The organism is Sanguibacter hominis ATCC BAA-789 (assembly GCF_012396185.1).
Taxonomy (GTDB): Bacteria; Actinomycetota; Actinomycetes; order Actinomycetales; family Cellulomonadaceae; genus Flavimobilis; species Flavimobilis hominis.
The window spans coordinates 241930-255737 of the sequence record NZ_JAAXOW010000004.1 but is presented as its reverse complement, the minus strand read 5'-3'; the positions used below and the strand labels follow the sequence as shown (position 1 = coordinate 255737).

Annotated in this window: 11 protein-coding genes; all 11 read right to left on the bottom strand. The window is 73.7% G+C overall.

The window, feature by feature from the left end:
- Positions 1 to 5: 5 nt before the first annotated feature.
- Positions 6 to 530, bottom strand: a complete 525-nt coding sequence (locus tag HF995_RS12530) for a PH domain-containing protein (RefSeq protein WP_168448132.1) — start codon at positions 528 to 530, stop codon at positions 6 to 8.
- Complete coding sequence (locus tag HF995_RS12525; protein WP_168448131.1) at positions 527 to 2590, bottom strand: PH domain-containing protein; 2064 nt, start codon at positions 2588 to 2590, stop codon at positions 527 to 529. The genes HF995_RS12530 and HF995_RS12525 overlap by 4 nt, the downstream gene beginning before the upstream one ends.
- An 80-nt stretch (positions 2591 to 2670) precedes the next feature.
- Positions 2671 to 3168: a DUF3180 domain-containing protein gene (locus HF995_RS12520; RefSeq protein ID WP_350308890.1), complete on the bottom strand. Its 498-nt coding sequence runs from the start codon at positions 3166 to 3168 to the stop codon at positions 2671 to 2673.
- Entirely contained in the window at positions 3165 to 5921 is a 2757-nt protein-coding gene (gene folK, locus HF995_RS13945) for a 2-amino-4-hydroxy-6-hydroxymethyldihydropteridine diphosphokinase (protein ID WP_350308889.1), read from the bottom strand. The genes HF995_RS12520 and folK overlap by 4 nt, the downstream gene beginning before the upstream one ends.
- 17 nt (positions 5922 to 5938) lie before the next feature.
- Positions 5939 to 6820: a dihydropteroate synthase gene (gene folP, locus HF995_RS12505; RefSeq protein WP_434060862.1), complete on the bottom strand. Its 882-nt coding sequence runs from the start codon at positions 6818 to 6820 to the stop codon at positions 5939 to 5941.
- A gap of 48 nt (positions 6821 to 6868) precedes the next feature.
- Positions 6869 to 7480, bottom strand: coding sequence for a GTP cyclohydrolase I FolE (gene folE / locus HF995_RS12500; RefSeq protein WP_168448130.1), 612 nt, complete (start codon positions 7478 to 7480; stop codon positions 6869 to 6871).
- Between the two features lie 11 nt (positions 7481 to 7491).
- Complete coding sequence (gene ftsH, locus HF995_RS12495) at positions 7492 to 9519, bottom strand: ATP-dependent zinc metalloprotease FtsH (RefSeq protein ID WP_168448129.1); 2028 nt, start codon at positions 9517 to 9519, stop codon at positions 7492 to 7494.
- A 152-nt stretch (positions 9520 to 9671) separates the two neighbouring features.
- The gene (gene hpt / locus HF995_RS12490; RefSeq protein ID WP_168448128.1) at positions 9672 to 10226 is read right to left on the bottom strand and encodes a hypoxanthine phosphoribosyltransferase; all 555 of its coding nucleotides are present in this window, start codon (positions 10224 to 10226) and stop codon (positions 9672 to 9674) included.
- Between the two features lie 13 nt (positions 10227 to 10239).
- Positions 10240 to 11280 carry a tRNA lysidine(34) synthetase TilS gene (gene tilS, locus HF995_RS12485; protein ID WP_168448127.1) on the bottom strand — a complete coding sequence of 347 codons (1041 nt, stop codon included), beginning with the start codon at positions 11278 to 11280 and terminating at the stop codon, positions 10240 to 10242.
- The gene (locus tag HF995_RS12480; RefSeq protein ID WP_168448126.1) at positions 11277 to 12362 is read right to left on the bottom strand and encodes a zinc-dependent metalloprotease; all 1086 of its coding nucleotides are present in this window, start codon (positions 12360 to 12362) and stop codon (positions 11277 to 11279) included. Before HF995_RS12480 ends, tilS begins: the two co-directional genes overlap by 4 nt.
- Positions 12359 to 13774: a D-alanyl-D-alanine carboxypeptidase/D-alanyl-D-alanine endopeptidase gene (gene dacB, locus HF995_RS12475; protein WP_168448125.1), complete on the bottom strand. Its 1416-nt coding sequence runs from the start codon at positions 13772 to 13774 to the stop codon at positions 12359 to 12361. The genes HF995_RS12480 and dacB overlap by 4 nt, the downstream gene beginning before the upstream one ends.
- Between the last annotated feature and the right edge of the window lie 34 nt (positions 13775 to 13808).

The following is a 13808-nucleotide window of genomic DNA, read 5'->3' as shown; positions in this document are numbered from 1 at the left end:
CGCGCTCACAGTCCCGCCAGCTGGGCCTCGCCGCGCGACGCGAGCCGGTCGCGCAGGCGCGCCGCCTCGGCGGGCTCCAGACCGTCGATGGTCGCGTCGGTCCCCGGCGCAGCGGTGTGCAGCTGCACGGACGCGATGCCCAGGGCGCGCGCGAGCGGGCCCGCGGTCACGTCGACGTACTGCATGCGCCCGTACGGCACGACGACGAGCGAGCGGAACATGACGCCCTTGCGCAGCAGCAGGTCGTCCTCGCGCTCGACGTAGCCGATCGCACGCACCTGCCGCCAGATGACGGTCGCCGCCCACAGCCACACGAGGGCGAGGACACCAGCGCCGATCCACACCCACGGCGTCACGAGCACGGCGACCACGGCGGCGCCGATCGCAGGGAGTCCGAGGAAGATCGCCGCGAGGATCTGCCGGGCGATGACGAGCCGCGAGGAGACGCGCTGCCACGCGATGCCCTCCGGGTCGAACGGGTTGCTCGCGGCCGCGCCGCGCGCGCTCGTGGGAGTCAGCTCCGAGGTCATGCGCCCATCCTCCCACCGTCGAGCACCTTCGGGTCCAGCCGCAGGTCCCCCGCAGCCGCGCGCCCGAGCACCTCGGCGAGGTGCTGAGCCGCGGCGGGCTCGAACGGCCCAGCCGTGACACGCACAGGACCTTCGACGAGGTGGACGTCGACACCGACGACACCAGCGCGCCGCAGCAGCGGCCCCTCGTCGAGAGCCACGCCCTGGACGTGGCGCAACGGCACGAACGTCACCCGTGGCGCGAGCCGGCCGGTGCGCACGAGGACACCGTCCGCGACGATCGCGGCGACACGGCAGCGCCACGTCCACGGGTAGAGCCACCACGCCCGCGCGGGGACGCGGAGCACGCTCACGGGGGCGCCGTCGACCTCCGGGTCCGGGACGACGACGTGGTCGGCGGCCGGCCACACGTCCCGCAGCAAGCGCCTGTCCACACGGGCGAGGTCCGGGAGCGCTGCCTGGGCGACCGCGAGCGCCGTCTCCGCGCCCGCGGCGGTGACGACGGCGCCGGACATCTCGTCGTCGTCCTCCTCCGACTCGTCCGCCGCCTCCGAGGCGCCCCCCAGGGCCGTCACGGTCCAGAGGTCGGCGCCCCACCAGGCTGGTCGCCTGCTGAGGCGGACGGCGTGCGTCCGCCCACGACGCAGCGTGCGGGTCGTCAGGGTCCCGAGCCCCGACGTCACGACGAGGCCTTCGGGCGCCGACGCCACGGTGCGCCCCAGGCTCGAGTCGAAGGACTGCCACGCCCTGCGGCCCGCGAACGCGAGCGCTGCGAGGCACGGGAAGAGCATCTCGGAGCTGCCGCTGACGAGCGCGACCGCCGTGCCCACGACCCCGACCAGCGCGGCAGGCAGCAGCGGGTCGCGGACGACGAACGCCCGCACGACCGTGGCCTTGTCGGTCACGGCGAGCGGGTGCGCATCGAGCAGCGCGGGTTGCGCGGGTGTGCCGGCGAGCGTCTGCTCCCGCGCGGCCGGCGCCTTCTCGTCGCTCGCGTCCCGAGCCGCGACGAGCAAGCGGGCACGCAGGTTCTCCGCGCGGTCGCGCGGCAGCGGACCGATCGTCGTCGCGTCGTCGCCCACGGCTGTCATCACCTTGACGGTCGCGAGGCCCAGCACCCGCTCCCCCAGCCCGACCGTGAGGTCGACACGCTCGATGCGCTCGACCGGGGTGGTCGTGTGCCGGCGGCTGCGTCCGGTGTACCTCTCGTGCAGCAGCCCACCGTCGAGCGCCCACGCCGTCCTTCGCCGGACGAGCTCCGACCAGACCGTCCCGAGGAGCACGAGCCCGACGACGGCGCCCGCGCCGACCTGCACGCGCCCTGCGGACGCGAGCCGCTCGAGCGCACCGGCCATCGACGCGACATCCTCCGACTCCCGCAGCACGAAGTACCCCGCGAACGCCGTCAGCGCCAGCACGGTCGACACCCACGTCGCGGCGGCTGAGGCCGGGTGCGCGCGGAACCAGGCGCCTGCGTCCGCGACAGCGTCGGCCGCGCCGCCGGTCGAGGTCTGGGTCCGCTCCTCTGTCGGCGTGTCCTCCCTGGGCGCGTCGGCTGCCAGGTGCTCGGCGACCAGAGCCCTGGCCGCCGCGTCCGGGTCGGTCACCGGTCGGCCCGCCCGCGTGAGGATCTCGGCGCGGAGCGTCCGTGCCTGGTCGGCGGCCAGCCCGCGGACGGGGAGGCCGAATCCTGGCACCTTGACGACGAGCGACGCGAGCCCGAGCCGCGAGTCGACCAGCCCCTCGGTCAGCTCGACCGCGCGCACGCGCGACCACGGGAGCGCGGACGACGAGCGCACGACGACGCCGCGCTCAGCCAGGAGCGCGTCCGCCGTGCAGGCCCAGCGCTGCGCCCGCACGTGGGCGCGCGCAGTCGTGAGGATCAGGACGAGCCACACGGCGAGCGCGCCGGCAGGGATCCACGCCCAGGTCGCCCACGCGACGGCGACGACCGCCCACAGAGCGGCAGGCAGGCCGAGCCACCAGAGCGCCGTCTCGCACCGCGCCCGGACCTGCTGGCGCAGCGGGCCCGACCAGTGGACGGTCTCGTCGGCAGGCACCGCTCCCCCTCTCCGCGGGCCCCCTGCCCGCGTGGGCGAGCATAGTCCGGATCCTCGGGCGGGTTCCTCGGGCGAGCTCCTCAGGCCGGCTGACCGTCGGGCTCGGCGCCGCGGCCACCAGGGCCGTCGACGTCGTCGTGGGGCGACGCGATCCGGCACCAGCGCTCGACGATGCAGCCGGCGACCGTGAGCACGACGGACAAGAGCGCCGCGGCGCCCGCACCGATCGCCCGGTCACGCATCGGCTCGAAGCCGAGGTCGCCGACGACGAGCAGCACCTGAGCCACGTACCAGCCCGTGAGCCCCGCTCCGGTGAGCGCGGCCGCCTGGGCCAGCACGAGGGTCCGTGCCGCACGAAGACCGTCGAAGGACGGCCGCCTGCCGCGCAGGTACGACCGCACCTGGAGCCCCGCGACGACCACCCCGACGCACAGCAGCACGAGGCCGACGTGCACCGGCCAGCGGACGGGCGCCAGCATGGTCCCGCGGCCGCGCGCCTGATCCAGGAGAGCCCAGCCGAGCGCCGCGACAGCGAGCGCGACGACGACGAGCCACCGCAGGCGCAGACCGCGAGTCACTGCCCGGGGCCCCCCTCAGCGAGCGGCGTCGGGGCGGACGGCTGCACGCGCGTCGGCGGCACGTCCTCGACCGAGCCCTCACCGGGCTCCTCGTCGAGCCAGTCGAGCGCGAGCCAACGCACACCCTGCAGGTCCGGGGCGGTCGCGGCGAGAGCGTCGACCGGGCCGCCACCGAGACCGGGCAGCACGGCGCCCGGCTCGATCTGGTCCCACGGCTGCAGGACGAACGCCCGCTCGTGCGCCCGCGGGTGCGGCAGCTCGAGATCGTCGGTCACGCCAGTGACCTGGCCGTACGTGATGATGTCGATGTCGAGGGTGCGCGGGCCCCAGTGCTCGGTGCGCACCCGTCCGTGCACCTGCTCGATGTGCTGGCACAGGTGCAGGAGCTCACGGGGAGCCAGGAACGTGCGCACCATGATCACCGTGTTGAGGAAGTCGGGCTGCTCGGGCCCGCCGACCGCGGCCGTCCGTGCGAGCGGCGCGACGGCCTCGATGTCGATCACGCCGGACGACTCGAGCTCACGGACAGCCTGACGCAGCGTCGCACGGGGGTCGCCCAGGTTGGCGCCGAGCGCGAGGATCGCCCGGACCGGCTCGGACGGGACCTCGTCCATGCGGTCGCGCTCGCGCGGCTGGTCGGGCTGCTCGGCTGCCACGGCGGGCGCTGCCTCGACCTCCGGCTCGACGTCGGGCACCGCGGCCGCGTCAGGAGCGGTGACGGGCGCGAACGGGTGCGCCGAGACCTCCGCCACGAGCGGCACGTCCGTCACGGCGCCCGCAAGCTCGGGTGCGGTGACCGGGGTGAACGGGTGGGGGGTGTCGGCGATGTCCGCCAGACCGGCCCGCTCACGAACCGGCTCGGCCCCCTGCGAGCTCACCGGCGCGAACGGGTGACCGGGGACCGCCGTGACCGGCGGGGCGACGACGGGAGCGGCCTCGACGTCGGGGGCAGTCACGGGTGAGAACGGGTGACCGGGGATCTCCGCGGGCGGCAGCACGTCCGACGCCGGGGCGTCCTGTGCCACCGGCGCGGCCTCGTCCGCGGCCTCGGCAGTCGGCTCGACGTCGGGCACGTGCCAGGTCTCGAGCGCCCCGAGCAGGGCCACCGGCTCGTCCTCCGGGAACGGGATGAGATCGGGACCGTCCTCGACCGCTGGAGGCTCCGGCGCGGCCTCGGCCTGCTCCTCGGCACCGGACTGCGGGTCGACGACCGCGTCGGCGACGGGCTCGGCCTCCGCAGACGGACGGTCCTCGACGAGGGGCATGGCCTCCGTGGCGGAGGGCGTGGACTCCGTGGCAGGGGCGGTCTCCACGGCAGCCGCCGCAGTCTCGCGCAGGGGCGCGAACGCCGACGTGCGGCGCGGGACGTCCCCCAGTGTCACGAGACCCTCGACCGGTGCGGTGCTCTCCACGGGAGCGACGGCGTCGACCGTTGCGGCGCTGTCGACGGGGGCCGCGCTGCCGACCAGAGCCTCGCTGTCGATCGGACCCTCGCGGTCGATCGGAGCGAAGGCGTCGACCGGGACGAAGGCGTCGGCCGGGGCCGCGCTCTCGGCCGGCGCGAAGGCGTCAGGGCGCGCAGTTGCGTCGCCCGACGACGCCTCGTCAGCGAACACCGAGACGTCCGCCGGACCTGCGGCGTCGGACGACGCCTCGTCGGGCGAGACCACGGGCGCGGGCTCCTCCACGGCGTAAGGCTCGTCGTCGAGCGCCGGGACGGGCATCTCGATCGTCGCGTCGAGCGGGGCGACGTCGAAGCGTCGCGCCGGAGCGGGCTCGTCCGCCGCAGGGACAGCCGTGCGGCTGGCGTCGGACGGCAGGACGGGCTCGCCCAGGTCGTCCGTGCTCGGCGGGAAGGTCATGCCACCTCGCAGGCTCGCGCCGCCCGTACCCGGGAGCGCGCCCCCGCTCGCGAACGTGCCACCGCCCGGCAGCGGGGCGTCGCCGAGGCCCGCTGCAGCACCGAGGGCACCAGCACCGAGGGCACCGAGGCCGCCTCCCGGCGCATCCTCACGCACGGCCGCGTCGGTGGTCGCCGCCGCGTCGCCGTCAGCGCTGGGCACGCCCTCCAGGGGGGCGGCCTCGAGAGACGGAGCCCCGAGGGGCGGCTCCTCGACCGGCACATCCCCGCTCCCGAGCTCGACCGCGGCGTCGTCGGCAGCCGTACCGTCGGCCAGGTTGTCGCTCGCGAACAGCATCGCGTCCGCGCCGAGAGGGGCCTCGATCGGAGCCGGAGCGTGCTCGAACGCGGGCTCCGCGACAGCCTCGCCGTCGTCGTGCAGCGACGGCAGCGACGCGACCGACGCAGCTGGCAGCGCCTGCGGGTCGAAGCGCGCAGCGGGCAGCTTCGTCCGGTCACGGTGCACCGCGACGACGACGTCGTCGAACGGCACCGGCACGGGCGCGTGCGGCTTGTGCACGAACACGTCGACCGCCCCGACGACCGCGTGGTCCATGACGACGGACGCGATCTGCTCCGCGAGCGTCTCGACGAGCTGCACCGCCGGGCCCTCGATGACCTCGACGACCTGCTCGGCGAGCGTCGCGTAGCTCAGCGTGAGCGACAGGTCGTCGCCCGCCGCTGCACGTCGGGTATCGAGGTGCACGACGACGTCCGCGACGAACACCTGCCCCTCGGCGCGCTCGTGGTCGAGCACACCGTGGTAGCCCTTCGCTCGGATGCCCGTCAGGCGCACCTGATCGAGCGGCCGACCGTGCTGGTCGGCGACAGAGCCGGGATGTGGCAGGGACACGTGGTCCTCCAGAGTCGTCAGTCGTGGCGCCGTGCGGACGCCCATCGATGGGCGACCCGTACCGCGTCGACGGTGCCAGGAACGTCATGAACTCGCACGCACCACGCTCCGGCTGCAGCCGCGAGCGCCGAGATGGCTGCGGTCGCACCGTCGCGAGCGAGCGGAGGAACCGGCTGCCCGTCCGGTCCAGCGAGCAGCCTACCGAGGAATCGCTTTCTTGACGCCCCGACGAGGACGGGCAGGCCGACGTCGAGAAGCTCGTCGAGCCTGCCGAGCAGCGGCCAGTTCGCCTCGCCCGGCTTGGCGAAGCCGAGACCCGGGTCGAGCACCACCTGCTCGCGCCGCACGCCAGCAGCCTCGAGCGCCGCGAGGCGCTCGAGCAGCTCACGCCGCACGTCGGTGACGACGTCGGCGTACTCCGCGAGCCCGTCCATGACGTCGGCATGACCCCGCCAGTGCATCGCGACGTAGACCGCGCCCGTGCGCGCGACGACGTCGTACATGTCCGGGTCTGCGAGGCCGCCTGAGACGTCGTTGATGATCTGAGCGCCCGCCGCGACCGACGCCTCGGCGACCGACGCGCGCGTCGTGTCGACCGACACGACGGCGCCTCGCGAGACGAGGTCGCGCACGGCCGGGAGAACGCGCCGCAGCTCTTCGTCCTCGGGTACGCGCTCCGCGCCAGGCCGGGTGGACTCGCCACCGATGTCGAGGATGTCGGCGCCCTGCGCCATGAGCAGCACGCCGTGCGCGATGGCAGCGGCCGGCTCGAACCACTCGCCGCCGTCGGAGAACGAGTCCGGGGTGACGTTGACGACGCCCATGACGAGCGTCCGGTCGAGCGTGCTCAGGCTCTCCGGGAGGGATGACGGGTGGCGCGGGACGTCAACGGGAGGCACCCCTCCATGCTAGTCGGGGCGTCCTGCGCCGGGCCCGGCGCCCGGTCGTCAGCGGCCGAGGATGAGGCTCATCGCCTCGGCGCGGGTCGCAGCGTTGCGCATCTGCCCGCGCACGGCCGAAGTCACGGTCCGCGACCCGGGCTTGCGCACCCCGCGCATCGACATGCACAGGTGCTCGCACTCGATCACGACGATCACGCCGCGCGGCTGCAGGTGCTGGACGAGCGCGTCCGCGACCTGCGACGTCAGGCGCTCCTGCACCTGCGGGCGGCGGGCGAACACGTCGACGAGGCGCGCGAGCTTGCTCAGGCCTGTCACGCGCCCGTCCACGTTCGGGATGTAGCCCACGTGCGCGACGCCGTGGAACGGGACGAGGTGGTGCTCGCACGTCGAGTACAGCTCGATGTCCTTGACGAGGACCATCTCGTCATGACCGATGTCGAACGTCGTCGACAGGACGTCGGCCGGGTCCTGGTACAAGCCTGCGAACGTCTCCGCGTAGGCGCGCGCGACCCGAGCCGGGGTCTCCTGGAGCCCCTCGCGGTCCGGGTCCTCGCCGACGGCGAGCAGGAGCTCGCGCACGGCTGCCTCAGCACGCGCGAGGTCGACGTGGCCGGCGGCGACAGCAGCGCCGGCCTCTGGCGTGAGGTGCTCGCTCATGGTGTCCTCTCTCAGGGCTGGACGGTGCCGCCGTCGGGTACGGGGCCCTGCGGGTCGGCCGGGTGCTCGTCGCGCGCCGCGCCCTCGTCCTGCGGGACGATCGGCTCGTCGCCACGCGTCTCCTGCTCCGCAGCGGTGAGCACGGGCGGGCGATCCGAGACGGAGCGCTGCTCGCTCGACAGCCACACCTCGCGTGCTGGCCGCTTCTCGACCGGGGCGAAGATCTCGGCGAGCTCGGCCTGGTTGAGCGTCTCCTTCTCCAGCAGCTCGAGGACGAGGTGGTCGAGCACGTCGCGGTACTGGACGAGCACCTCCCACGCCTCGTCGTGACCCGACTCGATGAGCTTGCGCACCTCGTGGTCGACCGTGCCGGCGACGGCCTCGGAGTAGTCGCGCTGGTGGCCCATGTCGCGACCGAGGAAAGGCTCGCCCGAGCCGGAGCCGAGCCTGATCGCGCCCACACGCTCGCTCATGCCGTACTCGGTGACCATCTTGCGGGCGATCGCGGTCGCCTTCTCGATGTCGTTGGACGCGCCCGTCGTGGGGTCGTGGAACACGAGCTCCTCGGCGACGCGCCCGCCCATCGCGTACGCGATCTGGTCGAGCAGCTCGTTGCGGGTGGTCGAGTACTTGTCCTGCGTCGGCATGACCATCGTGTAGCCGAGGGCACGGCCGCGCGGGAGGATCGTCACCTTCGTGACCGGGTCCGTGTAGCGCATCGCCGCCGCCACGAGCGCGTGACCACCCTCGTGGTACGCGGTGATCTTCTGCTCCTTGACGTTCATCACGCGGGTGCGCTTCTGCGGTCCCGCGATGACGCGGTCGATCGCCTCGTCGAGCGCGCGGTCGTCGATGAGCTGGGCGCCCGAGCGGGCAGTGAGGAGCGCCGCCTCGTTGAGGACGTTGGCGAGGTCCGCACCGGTGAAGCCGGGCGTGCGGCGGGCGACGGTCGCGAGGTCGATGCCCTCGACGATCGGCTTGCCCTTCGCGTGCACGGCGAGGATCGCCTCGCGGCCCTTGAGGTCAGGCGCCTCGACGGCGATCTGCCGGTCGAAGCGGCCAGGCCGCAGGAGCGCGGGGTCGAGGATGTCGGGGCGGTTCGTCGCCGCGATGAGGATGACGTTGGCCTTCGGGTCGAACCCGTCCATCTCGACGAGGAGCTGGTTGAGCGTCTGCTCGCGCTCGTCGTGACCGCCGCCCATGCCCGCACCACGGTGGCGGCCGACGGCGTCGATCTCGTCGACGAAGATGATCGCCGGGGCGTTCTCCTTCGCCTGGTGGAACAGGTCGCGCACGCGGCTCGCGCCGACACCGACGAACATCTCGACGAAGTCCGAGCCGGAGATCGTGTAGAACGGGACGCCCGCCTCGCCTGCGACGGCACGTGCGAGCAGCGTCTTTCCGGTCCCGGGCGGGCCGTACAGCAGGACGCCCTTGGGGATCTTCGCCCCGACCGCCTGGAACTTGGCGGGCTCCGCGAGGAACTCCTTGATCTCGTGGAGCTCCTCGACCGCCTCGTCGGCACCGGCGACGTCGGCGAACGTGACCTGCGGGCTCTCCTTGCCGACGAGCTTCGCCTTGGACTTGCCGAAGCCCATGACGCGCGAGCCACCGCCCTGCATCCGCGACATGAGGAAGAAGAACAGCACACCGATGATCAGGAAGGGCACGAGCACCGAGATCATCGACGTGAAGAAGCTGACCGTCGCGATGTCGGAGTTGTAGCCCTTGGGCGGGTCGGCTGCGACGACCGCGTCGATCACGTCCTCGCCCTGCGGCTGGACGTAGAGGAACTCGACCGTCTTGCCGAAGTCCTTGTCGCCGACCTTGAACGGCTCGGTCAGCGTCAGCTGGACCCGCTGGTCGCCGTCGACGACGAGCGCCTGCTCGACCGTCTTGCCCTTGAGGAGCTGCAGCCCCTGGGACGTGTCGATGCGCTCGACCTTCGTCCCCGTGAACAGCGAGAAGCCGACCCAGACGAACAGGGCGGCAAGAGCGATCCACAGGTACGGCGCGCTGGCGATCTTCTTCATGGTCATCTGCTCGGGGGCGTCCCCGGTCCTTCCGCTCGCGGTGCTCTCAGGAACGCTACACGCCGAAACTGGAGGAGACCTGATTGTTCGCCGAGGGCGTGGGACGGTCGCCGCACCCCGTCACGCCCCAGGTGGGAGGGGCTCGGGACGAGCGCGCGTCAGCTCTCGTAGACGTGCGGGGCGAGCGTGCCCACGAACGGCAGGTTGCGGTACTTCTCCGCATAGTCGAGGCCGTAGCCCACGACGAACTGGTTCGGGATGTCGAAGCCGACGTAGCGCACGTCGAGCTCGACCTTGACGGCGTCGGGCTTGCGCAGCATCGCAGCGATCTCGACGCTCTTCGGGCCGCGCGAACGCAGGTTCGAGAGCAGCCACGACAGCGTCAGGCCGGAGTCGACGATGTCCTCGACGATCAGGACGTTGCGGCCGGTGAGATCGGCGTCGAGGTCCTTGAGGATGCGGACGACGCCCGACGACTTGGTGCCGGAGCCGTACGAGGAGACCGCCATCCAGTCCATCTCGGCCGGGTGGTGCAGGCGACGCGCGAGGTCCGCCATGACCATGACGGCACCCTTGAGCACGCCCACGAGCAGCAGGTCCTGGCCCTTGTAGTCCTCGTCGATCTGAGCAGCCATCTCCGCGAGGCGGTCGTTCAGCTGCTGCTCGCTCAGCAGGACGGACTCGAGGTCGTTCCCGATGTCGGACAGGTCCACGACGAAGTTCTCCTCAGGGTGCGGGGGTGCCCGCCGAGCGGGCGTGCAGCACAAGCCTGCCACAGGATCGGGTTCCCTCGACGCGCCCCGGGAGGGGCACCGCCCCCTGGCCGCGCCACGCGACGAGGAGGGCATCGAGCGCGAGGACGTGCGTCCGCGTGAGCGCTCCCGCGAGGCTCCCCGCCTGGACGGCCGCAGCACGCAGCGCCCGACGCCGCACCGCCGCGGGCGCCGCCGCGAGCGTCGCGACGTCGTACCCCTCGTCCTGCGGTCCGCCCGCAGCACGGGCGAGGAGGTCCGCCGCGAGACCGGTGAGCGCGTCGTCGTCCTCGCGCAGCTGCTCAGCCGTGCGTGCGAGCGCGGCGGGCACACCCGGCCCGAGCACGTCCTCGAGGACAGGAAGCACGCGGCGCCGGACCAGCGAACGGCGCGGCCCACCGCCGTCGGGCGTCGGCACGTTCGTCGGGTCGTGCCAGACGTCGAGGCCCAGCTCGGCGCACACACCCTCGGTGTCCGCGCGGGTCAGGTCGAGGAAGGGGCGGCGCAGCCGCCCCCGCTCGGCGCGCATCCCGGCGAGGGAGCGTGCGCCCGCGCCGCGCGCCAGGCCGAGCAGGACCGTCTCGGCCTGGTCGTCACGCGTGTGCCCCACCAGGACGACGCCGCCCGGCGCCCCCGCGGCGGCGACCTCTGCGTCGAGCACACCCTCGAGCGCCGCGTACCGCGCGGCTCGCGCCGCGGCCTCAGGGCCCCCGTCGGTGCCGACGTCGACCCGCACGACCCGCGCCGTCAGCCCTAGCCGCTCGCACGCCGCCGCGGCGTCCCGCGCCACCTCGGCGGACGACGCCTGCATCCCGTGGTCCACGACGACCGCACGCACGACGAGCTGACGACCCGCCCGCGGACCGCTCGTCTCGTGAGCGACGCACGCCGCGAGCGCGAGCGAGTCCGCCCCGCCGGAACAGCCGACGACGACGACCGAGCCCACCGGCAACGCCTCCAGGACCTTGCGGACCGCTCTGCGGCCCGCGACGAGACGGGGCTGCGGCAGGCTCATGCCCGCGAGCGCCCGCCGAGCCCGACCCGTCGGCTCCACGCGGCCGGGTCGTGGATCTCCCGAGCGGTGGGCAGGTGCTCGGGCGCCTCCCAGACGACGTTGAGCGCGTCGTCGCCGTGCGCGCGGCGCACGGCCCGGACGAACGCTGCGCCGTCGGTGTACTGCGCGAGCTTCTCCTCGACTCCCAGCAGACGGCCGACCTGACGGGCCAGCCCCGTCGCGCTGCGGCGTCGAGCGTCGAAGCCTCGCCGGATCTCGTCGACGGACGGCACGATCGACGGGCCGACGGCGTCCATCATCACGTCGGCGTGCCCCTCGAGCAGTGCCATGACCGCTCCCACCTCGGCCACGACCTCCCGCTGCGCGGGCGTCAGCACACGGTCCGTGAGCGACGCCTCGCGCCCCGCCGCGACGAAGCGCTCCGCGGCCTGCCACCACGAGCGCAGCCGCGCAGGAACAGAGCCTTCGCCGTGTTCCCGGCCCGTCCGCGCGACATCGTCGAACAGCGTCGCGACGCGCGCGCGCAGGTGGTCCGCGAGCCACGGTGCTGCAGCGAGCTGGAGCGCGTGCGTCTGCTCGTGCAGGCACACCCACAGTGCGAAGTCGCGTGCTGGCGCGCCGAGCGCACGCTGCACGCCGAGGATGTTGGGCGCCACGAGCAGAAGCCGACCGGGCGCAGGTGCGAACGGGTCGAACTGGCCCAGGATCCGGGTCGAGAGCAGCGCGAGGCCGCCACCGATCTCGGCGCCGCCCGCAGCGCGCGCGAGCGCGCCGGGCCGCGAACCGCTCGGGGCGAGGTCCGGGAGCAGGGAGCGCGCCGTGCCCGCCGCAGCCCGCACCCACGACGCCCGGTCCACGACGAGAACCTCGGAGAGCGCCCCGGGCGCGGACGTGTCCCGACCGTCCGCCGGCGTCATCCCCGTGACGCGCAGGACGTGCGGCACGGCGTCCTGGGCAGCGGAGCGCAGCAGGGCGACGTGCGCCGCCAGCTCGTCGCGGGAACCGGTCGGCCCCGCCGGGACGAGCCCGCTGCCGATCGCGTCGGCGACAGTCCAGTCCACCGGGTCCGACGGGGCGGTCACGAGCACCCGCAGCCCGTCAGGCGCGTCGTGAACGCGTCAACCGCCGCGCGCGCGTTCCACGCGCCACCCTCGGGCACCTTGTCCGCCATGACCACGAAGACGAGGAGCCTGCCGTCGGCCGTCACGGTCGTGCCCGCGAGCGACGTGACGCCCGGCAGGGACCCGGTCTTCGCGCGGACGAGGCCGCGGGCCGGCGAGATCGTGAAGCGCTCGTGCAGCGTGCCCGACAGTCCTGCGACCGGGAGGGCCGCCGCGACGTCCCGCAGATGGGGGTTGTCCGGCGAGACGATCTTCAGGAGCAGGTCGACGAGCACGATCGGCGGCACCGACGAGCCGTCCCCGAGACCCGAGCAGTCGGAGAGCCGGACGGTCGAGGTGTCCACCCCGAGCCTTCCCACCGCCGCGAGCACGGCCGCGGTCGCGCCGTCGAACGACGTCGGCAGACCGGCCTCCGCAGCGACGACCCGTCCGACAACCTCGGTGATCGAGTTGTCGGAGGTCTGCAGGAAGTACGCGACGACGTCGGAGAGCGGGGCCGACGAGACACGGCCCGTCTCGTCGCCGTCGGCGGGCGCCGTCGCGCGGGTGACCGAGCCGTGGACGGTGACGCCGACCTCGGCCAGCGCCGCGGCGAACTTCTGCGCCGCCGCGAGCGAAGGGTCCGCGAAGCGTGGGACGTACTCACCCTCGACGCGTCGGCCGACGTCGACCGCGAGCGCGGTCACGGGTGCGACGTAGCCTGCCTCGACGTTCCGCTTGTCCCACGTCGGTGACACCGTCGGCCCCGAGAAGAACGAGTCGTCGAAGCGCAGGTTCACGGAGTCGATCCCGGCGAGCTTGAGCGCCTGCGCAGTCTGCGCGGCAAGGTCCGCGAGGCCGGCACGGCCGTTGACCACGGACGCGTCACCCCGGCCGGCCGCGAGCATCATGTCGCCGCCGCCCACGAGGAAGAGCTGGTCGCCGTCGCCGAGGACCGTGCGGGTGTCGAGCGTGTGGTCGGGCCCAGGCGACCCGAGCGCCGCGGCCGCGGTGAACAGCTTGGCGGTCGACGCGGGCGTACGACCGATCGTGGCTCCGGTCCCCGCGATGCCCGTCCCTGTCAGGGCGTCCGCGACGAGGACGCCGACGGCGGGACCGACCTTGTCGTCCTCCTCGGCGAAGCTCGACACGAGATTCTCGACCGCTGTGGCGGACGGCACAACGGCGTCCGGGGAGAGCGGTCCGAGCCCGGGCGCGAGCTCGGTCGCCCCGACCGTCGCGTCGACGCTCGGGAAGGGGGCCGCCGGGGCCGGGACCGGCGCATTCGTGAGGAAACCGGGCACCGTGTCGGTGATGTCGGCGACGACGTAACCGCCGCCCGCGAGGAGCACGAACGAGACCGTCAGCCCCGTGACGCGCGCCGCGAGCCCCATCGTCACGCCTTCCCTCGATCGATCATCGTTCACA

Excerpts from the sequence above, each read along its gene's own strand:
- HF995_RS12530 (WP_168448132.1), bottom strand. The coding sequence starts at position 530 with ATGACCTCGGAGCTGACTCCCACGAGCGCGCGCGGCGCGGCCGCGAGC.
- dacB (WP_168448125.1), bottom strand. The coding sequence starts at position 13,774 with ATGGGGCTCGCGGCGCGCGTCACGGGGCTGACGGTCTCGTTCGTGCTC.
- tilS (WP_168448127.1), bottom strand. The coding sequence starts at position 11,280 with ATGAGCCTGCCGCAGCCCCGTCTCGTCGCGGGCCGCAGAGCGGTCCGC.
- ftsH (WP_168448129.1), bottom strand. The coding sequence starts at position 9,519 with ATGACCATGAAGAAGATCGCCAGCGCGCCGTACCTGTGGATCGCTCTT.
- folE (WP_168448130.1), bottom strand. The coding sequence starts at position 7,480 with ATGAGCGAGCACCTCACGCCAGAGGCCGGCGCTGCTGTCGCCGCCGGC.